General features: G+C 59.5%; 18 protein-coding genes. 1 reads left to right on the top strand and 17 read right to left on the bottom strand.

The features are described 5' to 3' along the window. The first annotated feature begins 3 nt into the window (after positions 1–3). Positions 4–624 (top strand): hypothetical protein, encoded by a 621-nt coding sequence (locus I2I01_RS11110; protein ID WP_196286507.1) that lies wholly within the window; start codon positions 4–6, stop codon positions 622–624. Here I2I01_RS11110 and I2I01_RS11105 read toward each other — a convergent pair. The 17 genes from I2I01_RS11105 to nrfD all read right to left on the bottom strand — a co-directional run bounded on the left by I2I01_RS11105 (position 621) and on the right by nrfD (position 21,852). Then, on the bottom strand, positions 621–4,481 hold the full coding sequence (locus I2I01_RS11105; protein WP_196286506.1) for a hypothetical protein: 3,861 nt from the start codon (positions 4,479–4,481) through the stop codon (positions 621–623). The genes I2I01_RS11110 and I2I01_RS11105 overlap by 4 nt on opposite strands. A gap of 87 nt (positions 4,482–4,568) precedes the next feature. After that, positions 4,569–8,474, bottom strand: coding sequence for a sensor histidine kinase (locus tag I2I01_RS11100; RefSeq protein WP_211537909.1), 3,906 nt, complete (start codon positions 8,472–8,474; stop codon positions 4,569–4,571). Positions 8,475–8,635: 161 nt separating this feature from the next. Next, the gene (locus tag I2I01_RS11095) at positions 8,636–8,914 is read right to left on the bottom strand and encodes a DUF983 domain-containing protein (protein WP_196286505.1); all 279 of its coding nucleotides are present in this window, start codon (positions 8,912–8,914) and stop codon (positions 8,636–8,638) included. A gap of 121 nt (positions 8,915–9,035) precedes the next feature. After that, on the bottom strand, positions 9,036–9,290 hold the full coding sequence (locus I2I01_RS11090; RefSeq protein WP_196286504.1) for a hypothetical protein: 255 nt from the start codon (positions 9,288–9,290) through the stop codon (positions 9,036–9,038). A gap of 68 nt (positions 9,291–9,358) precedes the next feature. Further along, complete coding sequence (locus I2I01_RS11085) at positions 9,359–9,928, bottom strand: DUF420 domain-containing protein (RefSeq protein WP_196286503.1); 570 nt, start codon at positions 9,926–9,928, stop codon at positions 9,359–9,361. After that, positions 9,912–10,586 carry a hypothetical protein gene (locus I2I01_RS11080; protein WP_196286502.1) on the bottom strand — a complete coding sequence of 225 codons (675 nt, stop codon included), beginning with the start codon at positions 10,584–10,586 and terminating at the stop codon, positions 9,912–9,914. Before I2I01_RS11080 ends, I2I01_RS11085 begins: the two co-directional genes overlap by 17 nt. A 3-nt stretch (positions 10,587–10,589) precedes the next feature. Further along, complete coding sequence (locus I2I01_RS11075) at positions 10,590–10,934, bottom strand: cytochrome C oxidase subunit IV family protein (protein WP_196286501.1); 345 nt, start codon at positions 10,932–10,934, stop codon at positions 10,590–10,592. Positions 10,935–11,022: 88 nt separating this feature from the next. Further along, on the bottom strand, positions 11,023–11,796 hold the full coding sequence (locus I2I01_RS11070; RefSeq protein ID WP_196286500.1) for a cytochrome c oxidase subunit 3: 774 nt from the start codon (positions 11,794–11,796) through the stop codon (positions 11,023–11,025). A 22-nt stretch (positions 11,797–11,818) separates the two neighbouring features. After that, a complete protein-coding gene (locus I2I01_RS11065; RefSeq protein ID WP_196286499.1) occupies positions 11,819–12,409 on the bottom strand; it encodes a cytochrome c oxidase subunit 3 in 591 nt (196 codons plus the stop codon). Between the two features lie 108 nt (positions 12,410–12,517). Next, positions 12,518–13,369 carry a heme o synthase gene (cyoE, locus tag I2I01_RS11060; RefSeq protein WP_196286498.1) on the bottom strand — a complete coding sequence of 284 codons (852 nt, stop codon included), beginning with the start codon at positions 13,367–13,369 and terminating at the stop codon, positions 12,518–12,520. Positions 13,370–13,438: 69 nt separating this feature from the next. After that, positions 13,439–14,590: a COX15/CtaA family protein gene (locus I2I01_RS11055; protein ID WP_196286497.1), complete on the bottom strand. Its 1,152-nt coding sequence runs from the start codon at positions 14,588–14,590 to the stop codon at positions 13,439–13,441. An 83-nt stretch (positions 14,591–14,673) separates the two neighbouring features. Continuing rightward, positions 14,674–16,557, bottom strand: coding sequence for a cytochrome c oxidase subunit I (locus tag I2I01_RS11050; RefSeq protein WP_196286496.1), 1,884 nt, complete (start codon positions 16,555–16,557; stop codon positions 14,674–14,676). A gap of 31 nt (positions 16,558–16,588) precedes the next feature. Continuing rightward, entirely contained in the window at positions 16,589–17,665 is a 1,077-nt protein-coding gene (locus tag I2I01_RS11045) for a cytochrome c oxidase subunit II (RefSeq protein WP_196286495.1), read from the bottom strand. Positions 17,666–17,763: 98 nt separating this feature from the next. After that, positions 17,764–19,104, bottom strand: a complete 1,341-nt coding sequence (locus I2I01_RS11040; protein ID WP_196286494.1) for a quinol:cytochrome C oxidoreductase — start codon at positions 19,102–19,104, stop codon at positions 17,764–17,766. A 3-nt stretch (positions 19,105–19,107) separates the two neighbouring features. Continuing rightward, positions 19,108–19,878: a c-type cytochrome gene (locus tag I2I01_RS11035; RefSeq protein WP_196286493.1), complete on the bottom strand. Its 771-nt coding sequence runs from the start codon at positions 19,876–19,878 to the stop codon at positions 19,108–19,110. Then, the gene (locus I2I01_RS11030) at positions 19,878–20,405 is read right to left on the bottom strand and encodes a DUF3341 domain-containing protein (protein ID WP_196286492.1); all 528 of its coding nucleotides are present in this window, start codon (positions 20,403–20,405) and stop codon (positions 19,878–19,880) included. The genes I2I01_RS11035 and I2I01_RS11030 overlap by 1 nt, the downstream gene beginning before the upstream one ends. After that, a complete protein-coding gene (nrfD, locus tag I2I01_RS11025; RefSeq protein ID WP_196286491.1) occupies positions 20,398–21,852 on the bottom strand; it encodes an NrfD/PsrC family molybdoenzyme membrane anchor subunit in 1,455 nt (484 codons plus the stop codon). The genes I2I01_RS11030 and nrfD overlap by 8 nt, the downstream gene beginning before the upstream one ends. Positions 21,853–21,856: the final 4 nt, after the last annotated feature.

Here is a 21,856-nt window from a genome sequence, read left to right as displayed (position 1 = left end):
CCCGTGTCCGAAATCCTCATCAATCCGGCCCGATTGAGCGGCGACAGCCTGGAGGCCAGTCTAGGCCTGGGCAACCACGAGGGCAGCAGCATGACAGTCTATTTTCGGCCCGGGCTGCACGCCAATGCGCTGCCTACCAATTACCATGACTACGATGCACCGGGCAGTTTTGCGGAGCTAAGCTACCCGATAGCAGCCCGTGACACAGCCTTGGTGCTGACTACTTACAACAAGAGCCGCAGGGTTCTGGCCCAATCGAGCTATCAACGCATCCCCGGTGCCAGCCTGACAGAGTTGGTGTCATTGAACCGAGCCGTACGGCATTTGCTTTTCTCGGGCCGCTACGTTGGCACCGACTCACTGGGCCGCGCTGCGCGTTTGGAGTTCAACGACAACGGGCAGGTGAAGGGCCTAAAAGGCTTCCGCAGCTACGACGTCAACACCGACTTTATTGGCGGAGTCGACCTCGACCATCTGGTGCTGGATGCGGACACGAAACACCGCCGCGAAATGGCCTACCGCCACAGCCACGACACGCTGCGCCTTTATGCGGCCCGTTGGGCGGAAGGTGACGTACCAACATTAGTTCGGGGCCGGCTGCTATTCACGCTGGTCCGACGTTAAAACAGCACCGCCACCTGCATGCGCCCGGTGTGCACCGCATTCAATCCCTGCGCTTTGCGGCCGTCATAAGCCAGGGTGATGTTCAGGCCGTTGCTCAGGCGCTGTTCGATGTTGAGGTTCCAGGTGAAGTTGCTGCCGGGGCGCAGGGCGTTGAGGATTTCGATGGCCACCACAGAGTTGAGGTCCTCGGGCCGGGCCACGTCGAATTTCACGCGGGTGTAGCGGGTGGCAGCCGTGATGGTGCGCTTGTTTACCTGGCTCACGCGGATTTCGAGGCCCAACTCGTCGAAGATGCCGGGGTTGGTTTGGGCCGGCGTGGGAGTCGGATACGTGGGCAGGTCGGCGGTGAGGGTGTTTTGCTTGTGGGTGCGCAGGTAGGTGCCCGTGAAACGCAGGCTGGACGAGGGCTGGTAGCTGACTTCGGGCTGCAGGGTGTAAATCAGCAGGCGGTAGTTGCGGGTAAGCAGGTAGTTGCTGGTCGATTCGCGAATGTCGCGCGTGCCGGTGAGGCGCCCCGTGAACGAGGTGGCCAGCGTGCGGCGCAGCAGCAGGCTTTGGGTGCTGAGGTTGCGCAGGTCGCGGCCCTGGGCCAGCAGGGTTTTCTGCTGGGTTTGCTGCACCGTGAACTCGGCCCCGAACACCGGGTTCGACCGATTGAAGTACAGCGTGTTCCGAAACAGTTGGTTGAAGGCCAGCAACTGGTCGTCCTCCTTGTCGTAGCTGAAGGGGCTGAGGCGCGAAAGCAGCCGCGGGTCGGTGGTGCGACGGTCCACGGTGATGCTGGTGAGGGTGGCGAAACGTGAGGCCGCCGCCCGCCAGCCGCCGGCTTCGCGCCAGCCGCGCGGGGCGGCCGTGGTGAGGCGGTAGCTCAGGCGGTTGGTGAAGGCCGTGATGTAGTCGGTGGTGGGCAAGTACACCTTGATGAAGGTGCGGTACTGGGCGTCGGGCGTCTGGGCCTCGAAGAACTCCTCTTTTTCCTGAATCCCATTGCCGTTGAGGTCGCCGGCGTAGTAGTGGGTGCCCTGCCCGGCCGGCACCGCCAGAAAGGAATAGTCGCGCTTCAGCTCGCGGCCGGTGGCCACGCTGTAGTTGAGCTCCGAGCGCACCTGGTTTTGAAACAAGCTGGCGTTGTAGAACACCTGGCCCAGCACGGTGCGGTTGTGAGCCAGGCCCAGCGAATCGAGGTCGCGGTAGGTGCCCAGCAGGCGCACATCCTGGTTTTTGCTCAGGCGTGAGGCCAGGGTGCCCTGCCAGGTTTGGGCGGTGCCGCGCAGCTGCAAGGCGTTTTGCTCTTTGTTGGGGGTTTGGTCGCGCCGGTAGCTGTAGTCGAGCCGGAACTGGGTGCGGGCCGAGTCGCGGCTTTGCAGAAACACGTTGTGCTCGTCGAAATAATTGGCCGAGCGAATGGTATCCGTGCTGGCGGAGCTGACGCGGTTTTTATCGAACCGATAGGTGTAGCCCGGCACCACGCGCCCGCCCACGAAGCGCCCCGTGGCCTCGCCCCGTGCCCAGTTGGAGTGGAAGCGGCCGGCGTCGGAATTCAGCACAAACAGCGAGCCGCGCAGCTCCAGGTTGCCCACTTTCTGAGCCGCGTCCAGCCAGTGCTGCAGCCCGCTCACCTCGCCCGGCCGGAAGCGCCGGCTCAGGCGGTAGCTCACATTGTTGTTAATGTCCTTCGCCGCGCCCACGCTGAAATTGAAGATATTGTCTTCGCGCGCCACCGAGGCCACACCGGTGCTCTGCTGGGTGCTCACGTTGCTCCAGTTGCGCTCAAACTCGATGTCGCGGTAGCGGTCAATGGGCGAGAAATACTTGCCGGTGTACTCGTAGTCAAGCGTGGACCGCAGGCGGTAGCCGCGCAGCGCCCCGCGGGCCAGGGCGGCGGGCAGGCGGCGGTCCTGCATCACGTAGCCCACGCGCACGGCCCCGTCCTGGTCGCTGGCCGGAGAAAAGCGGTTGCGGTCGAGCCGCGAGTGAGCCGCGTCCACAAACACCGTGGTGGTGCTGTCTACTTGCAAACTCAGGCCCGCCGTGGCCATTTGCTTGCGCAGGGGCGTGGCCACGCGGCGCACCGGTAGGTAGCGCCCCTGGCCCGGCCCCACATACTGGTACACGCGGCCGTTGCTGGTCACATCGGCCTGGTTGGTCGAGAGAATGTAGGTGCCGCCCCCTTGCCCCACGTCGGTAAACTGCACCGCGTACACCCCGCGCAGCGTGTCGGCCCCCACCGCCCGGCTGAAGCGGCCGGTGCGCGGGTCGCGGTTGTAGAGCACCCGCGTGCGGGTGTATGGCACCGAGTCGCCGCCGGCCACCTGGGCCACGCTCACGTTGCCGGCTTGCGTCAGCTGCCGCACCAGCATAGTGTCCTGCAGATTAATGTTGAGCGCGTTGTTGGGGTTATCGGCTTCCTGGTAGAAGTTGCCGTGCACGCTCAGCCGACCCAGCTGCTGGTAGTGGCTGGCTGTCACGAGCGAGCGGGCGTAGTTCAGGTCCGAATACTCGAAATCAATCTTGATGCGCGAGTTGCGCGTGATGAGGTGGCGCGGCGTGAACGTGACCTCGGCCAGGTTGTAGTCGATGGTATAGTCGGCATCGAAGCCCCGGGTTTGCAGGCGCCCATCCAGATACACCTTCTCCGAGTTGGCCAGCACGATGATGTAGGGCTCCCCGTTCGGCCCGTTGAGGCGGTAGGGCCCCTGCACGTTGTCGATGGGCGGCACGTCGATGCTGGCAAACTTGCCCTTGGCCACCCCGCCGGCCGCTGACGTGGAAGAGCGCCAGACGAGCCCCCGGCGCACGCCACTGCTGTTCACGGTGGCGCCGGTCACGGGCGCGGCATCGCCCCGGGGCAGCGGTGGCACCGCGCCACTGCTGCCCTGCCGGTTGGGGTCGGTGAGCTGGGGCTGGCTGATAGCGGGTGGGTTGAGGGTAGCGGGCGCGGTGGTGTTGCCCGGCCCGGCGGGCAGGCTGCCGTTGGCCAGCTGGCCCATTTGCCCGTTCAGAAACGTGGCGTTCGATACACCCTGCGCGGCGCCGGTGCCGGCCAAGCCGATGATGGGCGGGCCAAAATTAGCCTCAGCGGCCGCACCCTGAATGTTTTTGTAGTAGCGCAGGAAATAATCGGGCTTGTTGCGCAGCACCACGTCGCCGGCTGTTAGGCTCCAGTTGGGGTTGGTGAGGGTGATGTAAATCTTGTCGAACTGCTGCAGCTGCTGGGTGTTGCCCTCGGGCTGAAAAGGCACGTTCTGGTCGGAAATGGCGGCCGTGAGGTTGATGTTCTCGGCCAGCTTGCCTTCGAGCTGCAGGTTGAGGGCCGAGTTCACAAACACGTTCTGGGTGTTGCCGAAGCTGATGCCCCGGGCAAGGTTGCCGGTTTTGTTGATGCCCGGCGTGCTTAGAATCTGCTCTTTCACCGAGAAATCCTCCATGCCCAGCATGGGCTTGCGGAAGCTCAGGCTGTCCATCAGCCCGATGGGCCGGCGGTAGCGGGCAGCCGTGAGGCGCAGCGGCAGCACCCGGTAGCACACCTCCAGCGAGTCGGCCACGGGCGCACCGCTGCTGTCGCGCGGAGCCGGGCGCACCCAACGATACCGGTCGGTGCGGCCGTCATAGTCCACCCCCCGCCGCTGCGCCAGCACCGAGGAAGGCACCACCGTCAGCGTATCGGCCAACTGAAAAAAGGTGGTGTCGCGGCCCGGCGTCAGGCGCACCCAGCGGCACCGGCGGGTACTGGGCGGCGGGGTGTCGGTTTTGGCGGGGCGGGTTTGCGCCTGCGCCGTCTGAGTCTGAATCAGAAAAAATAGCGCCGCAACGAGCAGGCCCACGAGGGGGAAGCACAGGCGGAAGCGGCGAATCATGTGGTAAAGGTCGGGAGTAGCGAGAGCACAACGCTTCCGGGCAAATATTTGGTGCCTGCCGATGAAAAGCTATTGGCCACCGGAGTATCACCCCGCCAGCGGCAGCTCAATGAAAAAGTCCGTCCCCTCCCCCACTTCGGTTTCAAACCAGATTTTGCCGCCCGCGCTTTCGATGCCGCGTTTGGCCACGGCCAGCCCGATGCCGGAGCCGCTGGCCTTGGTGGTGAAGTTGGGCACGAACACCTTTTCGCGTACCTCATCGGGAATGCCCGCGCCGTTGTCGCGAATGGCCACGCGCACGCTGCTCCCGTTCACGGGGGCCAACGACACGGCGATGTGCGGCTCGCGGCCCTCTGGCACGGCCTGGCGAGCGTTTATCAGCAGGTTGTTGAAGGTGCGGACCAATAGGTTTTCGTCGGCAAACACCACGTAGCGGCCGGTTTCGGCATCGGGCGGCAGATGCAGGTCGAGAGCGCCGTCGCTGGCGTCGGGCTGGTGCAGGGCGGCACAGCGGCGCAGCACGGCCGCCACGTCGAGGCGCTCGGGCCGCATGGCGGGCAGGTTGGTGAAGTTGCTGAAGCTGGTGGCAATGTCGCTGAGCACGTCAATTTGGGTAATCAGCGTCTGGCTGATGCGGCCAATGAGTTCCTCGGCGTTGGCCCGGCGCTCGTTGATGGCCTTCTGCAGAAATTGCAGGCTCAGCTTCATGGGCGTGAGCGGGTTCTTGATTTCGTGGGCCACCTGCCGGGCCATTTCGCGCCAGGCGGCCTCCTTTTCCTGGGCGGCCAGTTCGCGCTTGCTGGCTTCTAGCGTGGTGAGCATGGTGTTGTACTCGCGCACCAGCAGGCCAATTTCGTCATCGGAGCTGCGGTAGTCCAGCAGCTCGTTTTCGCCGGTGAGGGTGGTTTGCGTCAGCTTCTGGGTGATGAGCTTGAGGGGCGCCGTGAGCTGCCGCGCCGCCACAAACGCAAGCCCCAGAAACAGCAAAAACATGGGCGTGAAAATGTTGAGAATAGTCGTAAACAGCTCCGTGAGCTTGGTATTCAACTCCTTCTCCGAGTCGAAAAACGGAATGCCCACGTAGCCCAGAATCGGCCCGGTTGGCAAGGCCAACTCATCGACCGATGAGCCATCGTCGTCGTCAAACTCGGGGGTCTCGGAGGTTTCGGCTGCTTTGCTGTGGCGGCCGTGCGGCAAAACGTGGCCGGCCAAATCGGTCACCACCTCTTCGCCCTCGCTGGCTCGGACCGGCAAATACAAGGCATTAAAGGAAAGCGAGCCGGCCTTTTCGGTGAGTAGCGCGCGGGGCCGGTTGCGTTCCTCCAGCGCCACCATGGCCTGCGGGTTGAGCAGCGGCCCCAGCAGGCCAGCGTCGAAAATCACCGGTTGGCTGCTGGCCAGCAGCTCGCCGTGGGCGTCGTACAGGTTCAGGTCGGTTTCGGTGAGGGCGGCCACGTTGCGGGCCAGCGCGGCCAGCGTGGGCCGGGCGGTACTGTCGTTCAGCAGGTGGCGCTGGCGGCGCAGGCTTTCCAGGGCTAGCTGCCCGCGCCGTTCGTAAGTACGCGCCAAATCACGCTTGTAAGAATCGATGAGCTGGCTGGCTGTGGCCACGCTCACCACCAGTAGCGGCACCACAATGCCCACATTCAGCAGCAGCTGAATGCGGGTGCTGAAGTTCAGCCGCAGCTGCGGCGCCCCCCGCCCGCGCAGCAGCAGCCCCAGGCCCGCCAGCAGCAACCCCAGCAAAGACGAGAGCAGAAACTGAAACGAGAAATTAGCCAGCCAGTCGCCCACCGAATAGGTGGCCGTCGTCACTACCACGGTGCGGCCGTTCGAGCCGCTCACCGCCAGGTGGTGGTAGCCGCGCCGGCTCAGGCCGTCCACGTAGATGCGTGAGGTGGTATCGGCCAGCAGGCCGGCCGGCAGGCGGTTGGCGTAGTCAAAATCGCCTTCGCTGTACACCAGCCGGCCTCGGTTGTAACCGGCGTAGCTCAACTCGGTGGCCAGGCCGGGCTGGAAGAACTTCTGGTCGACCAACAGCTCGGGCAGCACACTATAGGTAGTTAGCTTTTTCAGCGTCAGCTCCACCCGCACCGCGCCCAGCGGCAGGCCCACTCCGTTCACGCGCGTGCCCGGCACCGTGATGTAGGCCACGTAGCGCCGCGAGCTAAACGGGTTTTCCGGATTGACCAGATAAACCCCCTGCTGGTCGGTGGGGGTGGCATTGCGTTCCAGCTCGGCGCGCGAAACCCGCAGCGGGGGCGTGCCCGGCGGTGCGGCAATGGGGTCGCCGGCTTCGTCGTAGAGGGTGACGGTGCTTTCGTACTTGTCGAAATAGTCGCTTAGGTACTGGCGCGTCACGCGTTGCCGCACCACTTCGGGCCGCCCAAACGCCGCCGACAAGGAACGCCGCACAAAGGGGTCGGCGGCAATGTCGCGCATCCGCTCCCCGAGCAGGTATTCGCCCTGAGGGTCAATGTCGGTAAGGAGGTTGCCGGCCAGCCGCTGTTTGTCTACCAGCAGTTGTTTTTCAAAATGCGCATACAGCGCCAGCGCCCCGGTGGCCGACGTCAGCGCCAGCAGCAGCACAATGAGTATCGACGACTGATAATTGCCCTCGCCCGGTGTCGCCTGCAAGCCCGCCGACCGCACCAGCGACGCAAACAGCAGCAACACCCCCATCAGCAGCATCCACGGCCAGCCCAGCACCAGCCCCGTTGCCAGCACTGGCAACGCCACCAGCCCCGGCCCTAGCAGGAGGGCCCGCCGGGGCACGCCCTTGAGCAAAGCCCCGGCCAGCTGCGTCAGTCCGAAAAAACCTACCAGCCACGCGGCCGTGTGCAGCAGCATCGCCAACGCCAGCAGCAGCCAGAAACCCGTCACCTGCAGGTTGCGCGACACATCCAGGCTCAGCTGGGCGCTGCCAAATACACTGGTGTAGTACACGAACAGCGCCGCCAGCCAGCCGCAAAATGCCAGCCCCACGCCCACAGCCGCCAGGAGTTGGCCCGCTGGCTCGCGCGGGGGCCGCACGCGGCTCAGCACGTCCCAGTGCCGCCACAGGGCCGCCCCAGCGGCCGCCGCCACCAACGCCAGCAAGGCATCGAGCAACAAGTCGCCCAGCGAAGGCGCCCACCAGGCCGCTGCGTACAGCCGCGGGTCGAACAGCGGTAGTTCAATAAAGGAGTACGGCAGCCCCAGGTACAGCAGCACCCCTCGCAGCACGGCCAGCGGCAGCACCAGCGCCGCGGCGGCCGCCCCTGCCCGCCCAGCCCGCCACCAGCCCCAAGCCAGCAGCAGCCAGCCCGCGGCATACAGGGCGCTGCCCACCGCCAGCAGCGCCAGGGGCACATACTGCCCGGTAAGCGGGTTGGGCTGCAGGCGCTCGATGGAAAACAGGTAGTGCCCGTCGGCTGCTTCAAAACGGGCGCGGCCGGCACCGGCGCTGTCGGCCACCACCTGCAGCTCCAGGCCGCGAAACAGGGCTTGCTCGCTCCCGGCGCTCAGGTAGCGGTTTTTGATGTTGTAGTGCCGCTCCAGCGGCACATAGGTGAGAATGGTGAAACGCCCGGCCATGCGGCGCAGCAGCAGAAAGTGCCCCACCGACGTTTCCACCAGTTGCTCAGCCACGGGGCTGGTGGCTTCGGCTTCGGGCCGCAGGGTGGCGTCGGACCAGTAACGGAGCGTGCCGTTTTCGAGCACGCAGGTGGGGTAGGTTGTCTGGGCCAGCAGTTGCCGGAAGCTGTAGCGGCCCCGCGGCAATTGGGCGGCCACCGTATCGGCCTCGCGGCGGGCCTGGGTTTCGGCGGCCCGCACCAGCTGCTGCAGCCGAGCCACGTCGTTGCGCTGCACCACTCCCGGCGCCTGGGCGTAGCGGCTGGCTAGGTAGCCCCCCACAAAACACAAAGCTGCCCCCAACAGCAGCAGCCACGGCAAACGCCGCCACGAGGAAGTAGAAGCCACGATTTCGCCGGAAGATGTAGAAGTACGCAACAGGAAATGTGGCTAATGATGGACCAAGGCTGGTTTTCGGTTCAAAGTAAACAGCTAAACCGGCCGTTAAACTTTGCCCCCAGTCAACTCCCGCAAAATTTGCGCCTAATAAAAAATGCCACCCGAAGGCGGCATCTCATCAAATGGCAAAACCCCTGCTTTTAATGCGGCGCATAGCGTGGGTCGAAGCGCGCGCCGCCAAACCCATACAGCATCAACGCCCGCGAATAGCGAAACAGCCACGGCGCCACAGCCAGCACCGCGCCCGCCACAGCCCCAACATATATCCACAGGGGCGGGTCGTGCGCTAGGTAAAACAGCAAAAAGCCAATGGCTAGCAACAGCGCCGTCGAAAAGCCCGAGCTGATGTACATGGCGCCGTAGTAAAAACCCGGCTCCGGCTCATACGCCTGGCTGCATACCGGGCACGCCTCCGGCATATCCATAAAGCGGGTACTCAGGGCCGAATGCGGAAACAATGGCCCCGTGTGGCAACGCGGGCACCGCAACTGCAGCAACGCCAGCGGTGTCGATTGGATGGTGCCCCTACCTGCCACGTCCTTAAGCCTGCTTGGCTTTGGGATGGGTGCGGCGGTACCAGAAGTAGCCCACCGCGCCCATCAGAATGTAAGGCACCGTCATCATATACAGGATGCCTTTGTTGAGGCCGGCTACATCATAGTCGTCGCGTTCCTGCTTGGCCGCTTCTACCTGCGACTTACACATCACGCATTGTGCGCGGGCTGCCAACGGCGCCACGCTCAGCAACACGCCCAATACCAAGGCAAAAACAGCGGAGAAAAAGGTCTTTTTCATAAGAATAGCAACATCGAATAAGGATTTAAGTTCTTCCTGAAAACCGGTATACTACGAAACCATACGGCTTACGTGTAGTAAGGCGAAATCATGAAGTACACAATAACACCCGTCACCGACACGTACAGCCACACCGGGAACGTCCAGCGCGCGATGGATTTGTGCTTGGTGTACTGCCCGGTCAGGGCGAAGTAGAGCGTGAACAGCACCAGCGCCACCGTCACCACCGCTAGGCTGATGTGCGTCAGCAACAGGAAGAAGTACACCCCGCGGATGACGCCCTCACCCCCGAAATGCGTGCTGGCCACTTGCGAGTGGTACGCCACGTAGGACAGCAGAAACAGCGCCCCCAGCCCGAACGCCGTGCCCATCATGGCCCGGTGCTTCAACACATCTTTTTGGCGAATAAAGTAATAGCCGGCTAGGAGGCATACCGCCGTCAGCGAATTGAGCACGGCATTGAGCGCAGGCAAAAACTTGACCTGCGCGCCGGGTATACGGAAGGTTTCGGGGAAATAATACAGTATAGCCACCAGCAGCGGTACCACCGCACCCAGCGTGCCCAGAATGATTTTGTAGCGTGTATAGTCGCCGGGTTCCAGCACCGGGGGGTGCAATTGCTCAGTGTGGGTGCTCATAATCGTAAAGCTGCACGGTCACTTCCGTGAGTAACCGGTCTATTTCGCGGCCATCGGTGCCGTCGTAGATACCGCGTACGCGGCGTTGGTTGTCAACCAACAACAGCCGTCCTGCCGGGATGTTGGCCGTATAAATGGCGCCCGGCAAGCGCTTGGGGTCAGACGTGAGGCGGAATTCCTGCTGCGTGAGGCGCTGCAGCGTATCTGCCGGGCCGGTGAGGAAGAACCACTTGCCGGCAATGGTGCCATACTGCTCCGCCAGCTTTGAGAGGCTGGCAGCATTAGCCACGTCGCCATTCAGCACGAACGTAGCCAGTTTGACCCGGGGCTCGTGCCGGAATTTTTCTTGCACTCGCAACAATTGGCGGGCCACCCGGCTACTGGCTGCATCATCAGCAAAAAACTGTGCGATGTACAGGCCCTGCCCCAATTCCTGACTGCTTACCGTCCGGCCGGAAGATGCTGGCAGATGGAAAGGAACGACCTGGTGGAAAACAGTATCGCGCCGCCACCTACCGCCAACCTGCGTGGAATCCACGCGGTCGGGCAGGTAAGTGGGCAGCGCGTAACGGTTTTTGCCGAAGCTGAACAGGAACAAAAAGGCCAGTACCGGCAGCAATAGCAGCAGCCCCAACAACAGGGTTTGGCGGGGCCGCATCGGCTATTTAAACATGTTTTGCAGGACTTCGCCGATGAACGAGCCTTCCGTAATCAAAGCCACCAGCAGCCACACCAGCAACGCCAGCGGAATAAGGATGGTCCAAATCAGGCCCTTGGTTTCATGCTTCAAGTGCATGAACTCAGCCACGATGAAGAAGGCCTTGAAGATGGTGAGGACAATGAAAATGCTGTTGCGCAGCGTGCTCGGGTGCATCAGGAACACGAACACGAATTCGATGGCCGTGATGCCAACCAGCACGAAGAAGGTTTTCCAAATCCAGCCGGTGTTCGGCTTAGCAATTTCGCCGGGAGCGAGCGTGTGCTCAGTAGTTGCGTGGGAAGCCATTATTGAAATTTTGAATGTTGAGGGTTTAGGGTTGAACGGAGGGTGAATTTGAAATTCAGCCCTGCCATTCAGCAGTCAACACTCGAGATTAAACGAGGTAGAAGAAGGTGAACACGAACACCCACACCAGGTCCACAAAGTGCCAGTAGAGGCCGATTTTCTCAATCATCTCGTAGTGGCCGCGCTTTTCGAACGTGCCGTTGGTGGTGGCAATGAAGCACCACACCAGCAGGCAGACGCCCGAGAATACGTGCGTGCCGTGGAAGCCGGTGATGAAGAAGAACAAGTCAGCGAAGAGCACTGGACCGTACTGGTTCATGTGCAGGTTGGCGCCGTACAGCTTCGTGCCATCAGCCATGATGGTGGGCTCGGCGTGGCCGTGGATGAAGTGCGTCCATTCCCAAGCCTGGCTGAGCAGGAAGGTGCTGCCAAACAGGATGGTCCACAGCAGCCATTTCTGCACGTCTTTCTTGTCCATGCGGTGGCCAGCTTCTACGGCCAGTACCATCGTTACGGAGCTCAGAATCAGAATCATGGTCATCAAGGCCACGAAACCCAGGGGTACGTTAGCCTCGCCCATGCCAGGGAAGGCGTTGAAAACGTGGTCCGGAATAGGCCACCACCGCGTGCTGAAGAAGAAATCTTTGGCTTCGCCGGTGAATACCTCGTGCTTGTGGCGAATCATGCCATAAGTGGTGAGGAAGGCAGCGAAGGTGAAAGCGTCAGACAGCAGGAAGAACCACATCATCAGCTTGCCGTAGCTCGCCTTGAAGGGTTCGTTGCCGCCATCCCAGTTGCCGGTGCGTGGAGCGTCGTGGGTAGCAGCAGCAGCGGATGACTGCAAAGTGGTCGAATGGGCCATAGCGGACAGCGTAAACGTCGTTTTAGTGGTTCAAAAGTAAGAACAAATACAGGTACAGCCAAAGGCCGCCCAGGAAGTGCCAGTACAGGGTAGCGTTGCCAATGGAGAGCATGGAGCGCGAATGCACCTGATAGTTAAGGGCCCGGCGCAGCACTACCGCCAGAAAAATAAGCCCCGTCACTAAGTGAAAAGCGTGCACGCCCATGAGCACGTATACGAACGAACCGGAGGGATTGGCGTCGGCCCCGCCAAAATAGGTATTGCCAGCCACCAAATCGCCAAAGCTGCGGAACTGCCCAATCAGGAAGGCCACGCCCAATGCCAGCGTGATGAGGAGACCGGTTTTTACCCGGCTGATTTCATCCTTACGGGCTGAGAAATAAGCCCATTGCATGCTCGCGCTGCTCAACGCAATCAGGATGGAGTTAATGAGCAACGAAGCCGGCAGGTCGAACTCGCGCCAGTTGCCTTCGTCGCGCCGCACGATGTAGCCGCTGGTGAAAGCCGCAAACATCATGATGATGCTAAAGATGAGCAGAATGAGCAGCACACGCTTGGGGTGCCAGCCCAAGCCGACTTCTTTTTCAGATAAAATTTCGGGACGTGGATTCATAAAATAGGTAATTATGAAGATGAGTTATCAGCAGCCGATTTGCAGGAATTGAGGATAAAGAATATCCATCAGCTCCCCTGGCAGCTGCTAATTGATAACCATTTTTAGTCAGATTTTGTCCAGTACCAGCGCAATTTGAACGATGGGCAGGTATAAAAAAGAAGCGAACATGATGCGCAGTGCCGCCTTGCGCGAACGGGTACGCATCAGTTGTATCGTGAGCAGCAAGAAGAGCACACCGCACACCACCGCCACCAGCGCAGAAATCCGACCCGAAATATTGAATTCAAGTGGCAACAGGCTGAGCGGAATCAGCAGCATGGTGTAGGTCATGATTTGAAAGGCGGTGCGGATGTCGCGGTTGCCCGGCGAAGGCAGCATCTTGAAACCCGCCCGCTTATAATCCTCATCAGCCACCCAGGCAATGGCCCAGAAGTGCGGAAACTGCCACATGAACTGAATACCGAACAGCACCCAAGCCTCCACGCCGATATAGCCCGTTGCTGCTACCCACCCAATGAGCGGCGGCAGCCCACCGGGAATTGCCCCCACGGCCACGCAAACCGGCGAAATCGTTTTGAGCGGCGTGTAGATGAAGCCATAGAGAATCAGCGACAGCAGCGACAGCGCGGCTGTGAGCGGGTTGAACGCGTAAGCCAGCAACCCCAGCCCAGCCACACCCAGCAACACGCAGAACACCCATGCTTCGGCTGGCGAGATGATGCCCAGGGGCAGCGGGCGCTTGGCCGTGCGGGTCATCATCTTATCCAGTTCCCGCTCGTGAACTTGGTTGATGATGTTGGCCGAGCCCGTGACAAGCAGGCCGCCCAGCATCACCAGCAGGGCCTGGCTCCAACTGAACTCGTGCGCACCAAGCAGGTACCCAATTGCGCTGGAAAACGCTACCGTGAGCGAAAGCCGGAACTTGAGCAGCTGAAAATAGGCGCGGGCCTTAACCATCAATACGTCTAATAATGACTCCGCCGGCCCAGTCCGCAAACACGGAAGCAAGCCAAACGGGCCGCAAAGTTACGCAACAACCCGTCGGGCGGCATCGGACGGCGCAAGAGTTTCCGGAACTTTCCGCGCCCGCCCCACCGCCAACAGCAGCAAGAATTGAATGCCGAACAGCACCGTGGCCAGCGTCAGGTGTACCGGCTGTACGGCTGCAGGAAAAGAAAACGAGGCGAGAATGATGCCAGCCAGGATTTCTAAGCCAATAACAGCAAGCGTGGCCGTCACCAACCGGCGTAGCCGCACATTACCCCACCGCCACAGCTCATAGCTGACATAAACGTTGAGCAACAACACTGCAGCCGATACTGTGCGGTGAATGCTAAACACACTGCCTACTTTGGAAACCCATGTTTCCCGGGCTGCATATCCGGCAGCGGCCGATACAATATCAATTTGCTCCCGCACCTGCGTACCCAGCACTATTTGCCAAAAGGTGAGCAACAGTGCCGCCCAAAGCCATAGCTGTATACTCAGATTCGGCATCGTAGCAGTAGATGCTGCCGCTAAATGAGTGCCTGTCTGTATTGGGGCGACAGTTTTAGTCGCCCCTTCCCTACCCCACCGCGCCCGGCCAACCGCATAAAGCAGCAGGGCTACGATAAGCAAAGCCAACGCCATATGCACGGTCACCATCACCGGCAATAGATTTGTCGATACCACCAATGAGCCTAGGTATCCTTGCACGCCGGTAAGCAAGAACGACGCGAAAGCCAGCCAAAAAACCGTCCGGTCGCGTTGCCAATAGGGCCAGGCGAAAACCACCGTCAAGAAAACAAAGATGCCAATGAGCGCACCCAGCAGGCGGTTCACATATTCAATCCAGGTTTTTACGGGATTAAAATCGGTTTCGATGTATTGCGTCGGATGCGCGAAAATGCTGCCAGCCACTTGGGCGAACCCAAGCCGTTGGAGCGTGCGGGCCAGCTTCTGATTTTTTGCGACCCTCTGTGCGGTATAAATCTCTTTGTAATTGGTGGGCAATTCGCTGGCTTTCGTAGGAGGCACCCAACTGCCGAAACATTTGGGCCAATCTGGGCAGCCCATGCCACTGCCCGTGCTGCGCACGATGCCTCCTACCAAAATCAGTAGATAAACCGCTACTACGGTCAGTAATCCAACAAAGCGAAACCGGCGTTCCACAGGACTTATTATCAGATTATCCATTGCTATAAACTATTGCCGTTTGCAGAAAAAAAGCGGGCCGCCGGTCAGGCGGCCCGCTTCGGGACTTTATCAACTCAGCTGAGTTAGTCGGCCAATTCCTGCTCATAGGGCAGGTTCGACGACTGCGTTTGCGAGTACGGGATGTGCTGCGGAATGAAGTCCACATCCGAACCGGGCTTGCTGTAGTCGTAGGGCCAGCGGTACACGGCGGGAATCTCGCCAGGCCAGTTGCCGTGGCCGGGCTCGATGGGCGTCGTCCACTCCAGCGTGGTCGAGCGCCAGGGGTTCTGGCTGGCCCGACGGCCACGGAAGATGCTGTAGAAGAAGTTGAAGACGAAGATAAACTGAGCAAGGAAAGCAAGGATGGCCGCAATCGAGATGAACTTGTTCATGTCAGCAAATTGCGAAAAGGAATCAAAGCCCGTCCAAGCGTAGTAACGGCGGGGGAAACCGGCAATGCCCACGTAGTGCATCGGCATAAACACCAGATAAACACCGATGAACGTCAGCCAGAAGTGGATGTAACCCAGCTTCTCATCCATCATGCGACCGAACATTTTCGGGAACCAGTGGTAAACCCCAGCAAACAAGCCGAAGAATGCCGAGCTACCCATTACCAAGTGGAAGTGAGCTACCACGAAGTAGGTGTTGTGCATCTGAATGTCGAGCGTAGCGTTGCCGAGGATAATACCCGTCAGACCGCCCGAAATGAACAGCGACACAAAGCCGATAGAGAAGAGCATTGCGGCCGTGAAGCGGATGTTACCGCGCCACAGCGTAGCCAGCCAGTTGAATACCTTCACACCCGAGGGCACGGCGATAATCAGCGTCAGGAACATGAAAACCGAACCGAGGAAGGGGTTCATGCCGGTCACAAACATGTGGTGAGCCCACACAACGAACGACAGCAGCGAGATGCCAATCAGCGAGCCAATCATAGCGCGGTAGCCGAAGATGGGCTTGCGGGCGTTGGTCGACAGAATTTCCGACACCATGCCCATGGCAGGCATAATCACAATGTACACTTCCGGGTGGCCCAGGAACCAGAACAAGTGCTGGAACAATACCGGCGAACCGCCTTGGTTGCTCAGCGCCTGCCCGGCAATGTAGATATCCGACAAGAAGAACGAGGTACCAAACGAGCGGTCAAAAATCAGCAGCAGCGCGGCCGAGAATAGCACCGGGAACGACAGGATGCCGAGGATAGCTGTCAGGAAAAATGCCCAGATGGTGAGAGGCATTTTGCTCATGCTCATGCCGCGGGTACGCAGGTTGATAACCGTAGTCACGTAGTTCACGCCACCCAGCAGCTGCGACACGATAAACAATGCCATCGACATCAACCACATGGTCATACCCGTGCCCGAACCGGGAATGGCCTGCGGCAGGGCACTCAGCGGCGGGTAGATAGTCCAGCCAGCAGCGGCAGGGCCAGTTTCGATGAACAGCGACGAGAACATCACCACGCTCGACAGGAAGAAGAACCAGTACGAGAGCATATTCATGAAGCCGGAAGCCATGTCACGTGCGCCAAGCTGCAGCGGAATCAGGAAGTTCGAGAATGTACCTGAAAGACCCGCGGTTAGCACGAAGAACACCATGATGGTGCCGTGCATGGTTACCAACGCCAAGTAGAACTCCGGGTTGAGCTTGCCAGCCTGAATCCAGTGGCCGAGGAAGGGCGTCAGCCACTGCAACGAACTCTCGGGCCAACCCAACTGCAAGCGGAACAAGCTGGACAGCGTGCCGCCCAGAATAGCCCAGAACATACCCGTAATCAGGAACTGCTTGGCAATCTGCTTATGGTCTTGGCTGAACACATACTTCCACAGCCAATGCTGGTCGTGGTGCTCGTGGTCATGGTCGTCGTGAAGCAGATGGTCGCCGTGCTCGGTGCTCGGCACCGGGGCGGTACCAAGGCCGCCTTTCGCTTCAACGCTAGGCGATAGATTGGGCTTAGGTGTCATGTCTGACATAGCAGGATACCTTAAAATGTTATTAGTAAGAGGCGGCAGCTAAGGGAGCAGGAGCAGTTTCCTTAGCTTCGGGCTCAGCGGCTACCGGCTGGGCCAGCGTTTTGGCTTTTTGCTGGAAAGCAGCCAGCACGTCCGGGTTTTTAGCCGAGAACGACTGCTGCGACGCATACCAGTTTTGATAATCGTCGGGCTCGTCCACAATCACCGTGGCTTTCATAGCGAAGTGGCTACCGCCGCAAAGCTGGTTGCAAGCCAGTTCGTAGTTGAACTTGGGGTTACCGAGCTTGGCGCGCATTTCGTCGGTCGAAAGCGTTGGGGTAAACCAGAAGCGGGTCGGCATGCCAGGTACGGCATACATCTGCACGCGGAAGTTCGGCATGTACACAGCGTGCAACACGTCGCGCGAGCGAATCTTAATCAGCACCGGTACGCCTTTGGGTACGTGAATTTCGTTGGTCGTGAAGTCGTCGAGGGCCGACTTGTCGCTCAGGTCGAAGCCCCACTCGTTCACGGCGTCAATCATGCGGTAGTTAATCACGCCCAGCTTCATGTCGCGGCCGGGGTAACGTACCAGCCAGTTGAACTGCTTGCCCATTACTTCCACCACTACTGAGTCTTTAGGAGCCGGACCGGTTATGCGGGTCCAGGCTTTCCAGCCAGCGAAAATCAGCGAAGCCATTACAATGGCCGGGATAATCGTCCAGATAACCTCGATTTTGTTGTTATGAGCAAAGAAGTAAGCGCGACGGCCTTCCTTGTGCTGGTACTTATAGGAGTAACCGAACAGCAGAACCTGGGTGATGACGAAAGCTACGCCAATCACCGCCATCGTCGTCCAGAACATACGTTCCATCTGATGGCCGTGCACGGAGGCAATGGCCGGATTCATCTTGTTGAAATTCTCAACAAACGAATACGCAAACCAGGCACCACCCACAACAAGGAATACAATCATCAGAATAGCGTTAACGCTATTGCTCATGCCGATATCACGGGTGAAAGTACCCGAGAAAATGGAAGTCAGAATCTGCAGGCGAAACAGCAGGCCGAATACGACCAACAGCAACACCAACACCAGCAAAATGGTCAGAGCAGTCATTGAGTTTGTAGTAGTAAGTACTGAGCAGTAAGTATTAAGAGTTGTGCAAAAGCGCCGGCTGAGGCCGGCTACTTAATACTGTACACTTAAATCTAACCTTAAGTAGTGTGGTGAATGCTTTCGTCCAGGAAGGGGTGATTCACCGGCACGAGCGAAGCCGAAGCTAAACGGCGCGTGAAGAGAATCAGGAAGGCACCCAGGAAGATGGCGGCAATGCCAATCTCAATCAAGAACCCATTTTCGCCGCGCAAAGTTGCCGGCATAAACATCAAATAAAAGTCCGACCAGTGGCCAATCAGAATGGCAATGCAGACGATTTTCATGATAATCATCTGGCGCTTGGCGTCGCGCGTCATCAAGCCGAGGAAGGGGAATACGAAGTTGATAAGGATGTTGAAGTAGAACATCCCAGTGTAACGGCCTTCGTAGCCACCCAGGCGCTGGTTGAAGTACACAGCTTCTTCAGGCAGGTTGGCGTACCAAATCAGCATGAACTGGGCGAACCACACGTAGGTCCAGAAGATACTGAAACCAAACATTAGCTTGCCGAGGTCGTGCAGGTGGTTGGTCGACAAAGCACGTAGGTAGCCGGCTTGCTTCAGGAAGATAGCCGTAAGGGCGATGGCCGAAATGCCCGATACCCACCACGAAGCGAAAACGTACCAGCCAAACATGGTGCTGAACCAGTGCGTGTCAACCGACATCACCCAGTCCCAAGCCGACATCGAAGACGTCACAGCATACAGCACGAGGAACAGAGCCGAAGCATTCACGCTCTTGTGGAACCACACCGTGCCGCCCAGTTGGTCTTCGGCCAGCGACAGCTGACGCAGCTTGTAGCTGAAGAAGGCCCAGATGGCGAGGTACACCACCATGCGGATGAGGTAGAACGGCAAGTTGAGGAAACCGCTCTTGCCGGCGATGATTTCGTCGTAGCCAGGGTTCGGCTTGCCGTTAATCATCTTGTCCATGATACCCTCGTGGGTCCAATGGAAGATATCGTGGCGACCTACGATGAAAACCACCAGCATAATCACCGCGCCAGGAATAATCCAAGCACTGAGGGCTTCCGAGATACGCTTAATCATCACCGACCAGCCGGCATACGCCACATAGTTGATGGCCATGAAAACCGTACCGATGGTCGAAACACCGAGGAAGAACACGTTGCTGTGCCACAAGCTAACAATGATGCGCTTCAGCAGTACCGAGCTACCTTCTTCGTGCCCGGCAGCAGCGTGACCTGCCGCCGCGTGGCCACCGGCAGCGTGTGCCGCGGCGGCGTGCTCTTCGGCTCCCCAGCCCATCACCTGAGCCAGAATGCCGAGAATGAGAACCAACACGCCGGCCGCGATGATGGCAAAAAATGTTTTACGGGCGCCATCCGTAACAACGAGCTGTTCAGCCGTGGCGCTTTCGTGGTGCGTCAGAGTTGCCATAGGTTATTTGTTGCCGGGGGTTTGAGTAACGCCCGAACCGTTGGGCGAAACGGTGCCGCCCTGTCCAGGCGTTTCGGAAGCTTTGCCTGCTTGAGCCTGGCCCACAGGCGCCGTATTCTGGGCGTCGCGGGTTTCGGTAGAGTCGCTGGTGACGGTACTGCTGGGGCCGCTAGCCACCAGCTTGCTCAGGGCATCTGGACCTTCGCCACGCTGAAGCACGCGCACATACATGGCGATTTTCCAACGCTCCTCAGGGTTCACGATGGAACCGTGCGGCATCATACGGTTGCGGCCCCACTGGATGACGTGGTAGATGTGGCCGTCATTCATTGTCTTGTAAGCGCCTGCCGAGTAGTTCGGCACACCTTTGAACTTGGCGCCTACCGGTCCCTGGCCATCACCTTGCTCACCGTGGCAGTGCGAGCAAATGCGCGTGTAGAGCACTTTGCCTTCTTCCAGATTGGCTTTGGTGTAGGGGAATGGGTTGCGGAGCATCCGTTCGGCCATCCGCACGCTGTCCTTCGGAATGTGGTCGAAGTAGTTCAGCTTGCCGCGCGGAATGGTGCCGTTGGCCGGCGTGCGCTCGTTGATGCCGAACGAGTTGATGGTGTTAAAGCTGGTTTGGCGCAGAGGCTCGTACGGGATAGACTCGTACATCTCCGGGGCGTATTCCACGCCGGGGTCGTTTCCGTCGTGGGTGCAAGCCGTCGTGGCCAGCCCCAAAGACAGCAGCAGCGCCGAAACGCGCAGGCTCAGGTTCAGCGAATGCGTCATTAGTTATTGGTCATTTCTTTTTGGTTGACTTCCGAAGCGCCGTTGTCGCGCAGCAGCTGAGTCAGCCGAGAATACTGCGAGCCGGTTTCATCCAACTCGATGGCCATGACAAACTTGTCGTCGGTGGCGCGCACGTCCATCACCGGCACCTTGAAGCGCGGGTACAGACCAGTAATCGTGAAGAAGGTAAGGGCCATGCCGTGGCAGGTGAAGAACACCGTGAGCTCGAACGCTACAGGCACGAAGGCCGGCAGGCTGATGTGGGGCTTACCACCGATAATCATCGGCCAGTCGACTCCCAGCATGTAAATCTGCATCCACAGCGCGAACGACAAACCGGTCAGGCCGAAGAAGAAAGCGGCGATAGGCAGGCGCGAGCGTTCGATGCCAAGGGCATCATCGATGCCGTGCACCGGGTAGGGCGAAAACACGTCGTAGATTTTCACTCCCGCCGCGCGCACGTTTTCAACGGCGTGCAGCAGCACATCTTCGTCGTCGAAGATGCCGAGGGCATATTGCTTAGTCATGCTGGTTGTGGGTTACAGGTGCCGAAGCCGGAGCCCCGTGTGTGGCCGGATGATGAGCGTGGGCAGCGTGGGCCTTGGGATTGTATGTGGGGCCGTTGTCGCCGGTGTACTTCAGGATGGTTTTCACTTCAGCCATGTTAATCACAGGGAAGAACTTGGCGAAGAGCAGGAACAAGGTGAAGAACAAGCCCAGCGTGCCGAGGTACAGGCCGATGTCGATAATGGAGGGCGAGAACATAGCCCAGCTCGACGGCAGGTAGTCGCGGTGCAGCGAAGTCACGATGATTACGAAGCGCTCGAACCACATCCCGATGTTCACGATGATGGACAGCACGAAGGTGAGGCCGATGCTGTAGCGCACGCGGCGCAGCCACACCAGCTGCGGCGTAATCACGTTGCAGGTCATCATCGACCAATAAGCCCACCAGTAAGGACCGGTAGCGCGGTTGATGAAGGCGTACCCTTCAAACTCTACCTGCGAGTACCAGGCAATGAAGAACTCCGTGATGTAAGCCACACCCACGATGGAGCCGGTCACCATCATGATTTTGTTCATCAGCGCAATGTGCTCCAGCGTAATGTAGTCTTCGAGGCGGAACACCACGCGGGTAATCAGCATCAGCGTGAGTACCATGGCGAAACCAGAGAAGATAGCCCCGGCAACGAAGTAGGGCGGGAAGATGGTAGTGTGCCAACCCGGTACCACCGAGGTAGCAAAGTCCATCGATACGATGGTGTGTACCGAGAGTACCAGCGGAGTCGAAACGCCGGCCAGAATCAGCGACACGGTTTCGTAACGCGACCAAGCTTTTGCCGAGCCTTTCCAGCCGAAGCTCAGCATGGAGTAGCTGAAGCGAGCGATGGGGCCCTTTGCGCGGTCACGAATCGAGGCGAAGTCGGGAATCAGACCGATATACCAGAACACCAGCGACACGGTGAAGTAGGTCGAGATGGCGAATACGTCCCAGAGCAGCGGCGAATTGAAGTTGGCCCACAACGAACCGAACGTGTTTTGCAGCGGGAATACCCAGAAAGCCAACCACGGACGGCCCATGTGCAGCACCGGGAACATGGCGGCGCAGATTACGGCGAAGATGGTCATTGCCTCGGCGGCACGGTTGATGGAGCTCCGCCACTTCTGACGAAACAGCAGCAGTACGGCCGAAATCAGGGTGCCGGCGTGGCCGATACCTACCCACCATACGAAGTTGGTGATGTCCCAGGCCCAGTTAACTGTTTTGTTCAGACCCCACTCGCCGATGCCGTACCACACGGTGCGGTACACCGAGTAGAAGAAAACGCCGAGGAAGAAGAGGGCCACGCTCAGGGCCGCCATCCAACGCAGGTTGGGTTTGGCCTCTACCTGATAGCAAATGTCCTGCGTGACGTCGTGTAACGTCTTACCGCCGGTTACGAGCGGCTCGCGTAAGGATGATACGTGCTGCATATAT

Origin of the sequence: Hymenobacter properus, from assembly GCF_015694735.1 — a bacterium.
Classification (GTDB): Bacteria; Bacteroidota; Bacteroidia; order Cytophagales; family Hymenobacteraceae; genus Hymenobacter; species Hymenobacter properus.
The sequence above is the reverse complement of the archived record's forward strand: the minus strand, read 5'-3'. Positions and strand labels throughout refer to the sequence as shown.

Excerpts from the sequence above, each read along its gene's own strand:
- I2I01_RS11105 (WP_196286506.1), bottom strand. The coding sequence starts at position 4,481 with ATGATTCGCCGCTTCCGCCTGTGCTTCCCCCTCGTGGGCCTGCTCGTT.
- I2I01_RS11095 (WP_196286505.1), bottom strand. The coding sequence starts at position 8,914 with ATGCCGGAGGCGTGCCCGGTATGCAGCCAGGCGTATGAGCCGGAGCCG.
- I2I01_RS11090 (WP_196286504.1), bottom strand. The coding sequence starts at position 9,290 with ATGAAAAAGACCTTTTTCTCCGCTGTTTTTGCCTTGGTATTGGGCGTG.
- I2I01_RS11085 (WP_196286503.1), bottom strand. The coding sequence starts at position 9,928 with ATGAGCACCCACACTGAGCAATTGCACCCCCCGGTGCTGGAACCCGGC.
- I2I01_RS11080 (WP_196286502.1), bottom strand. The coding sequence starts at position 10,586 with ATGCGGCCCCGCCAAACCCTGTTGTTGGGGCTGCTGCTATTGCTGCCG.
- I2I01_RS11075 (WP_196286501.1), bottom strand. The coding sequence starts at position 10,934 with ATGGCTTCCCACGCAACTACTGAGCACACGCTCGCTCCCGGCGAAATT.
- I2I01_RS11070 (WP_196286500.1), bottom strand. The coding sequence starts at position 11,796 with ATGGCCCATTCGACCACTTTGCAGTCATCCGCTGCTGCTGCTACCCAC.
- I2I01_RS11065 (WP_196286499.1), bottom strand. The coding sequence starts at position 12,409 with ATGAATCCACGTCCCGAAATTTTATCTGAAAAAGAAGTCGGCTTGGGC.
- cyoE (WP_196286498.1), bottom strand. The coding sequence starts at position 13,369 with ATGGTTAAGGCCCGCGCCTATTTTCAGCTGCTCAAGTTCCGGCTTTCG.
- I2I01_RS11055 (WP_196286497.1), bottom strand. The coding sequence starts at position 14,590 with ATGGATAATCTGATAATAAGTCCTGTGGAACGCCGGTTTCGCTTTGTT.
- I2I01_RS11050 (WP_196286496.1), bottom strand. The coding sequence starts at position 16,557 with ATGACACCTAAGCCCAATCTATCGCCTAGCGTTGAAGCGAAAGGCGGC.
- I2I01_RS11045 (WP_196286495.1), bottom strand. The coding sequence starts at position 17,665 with ATGACTGCTCTGACCATTTTGCTGGTGTTGGTGTTGCTGTTGGTCGTA.
- I2I01_RS11040 (WP_196286494.1), bottom strand. The coding sequence starts at position 19,104 with ATGGCAACTCTGACGCACCACGAAAGCGCCACGGCTGAACAGCTCGTT.
- I2I01_RS11035 (WP_196286493.1), bottom strand. The coding sequence starts at position 19,878 with ATGACGCATTCGCTGAACCTGAGCCTGCGCGTTTCGGCGCTGCTGCTG.
- I2I01_RS11030 (WP_196286492.1), bottom strand. The coding sequence starts at position 20,405 with ATGACTAAGCAATATGCCCTCGGCATCTTCGACGACGAAGATGTGCTG.
- nrfD (WP_196286491.1), bottom strand. The coding sequence starts at position 21,852 with ATGCAGCACGTATCATCCTTACGCGAGCCGCTCGTAACCGGCGGTAAG.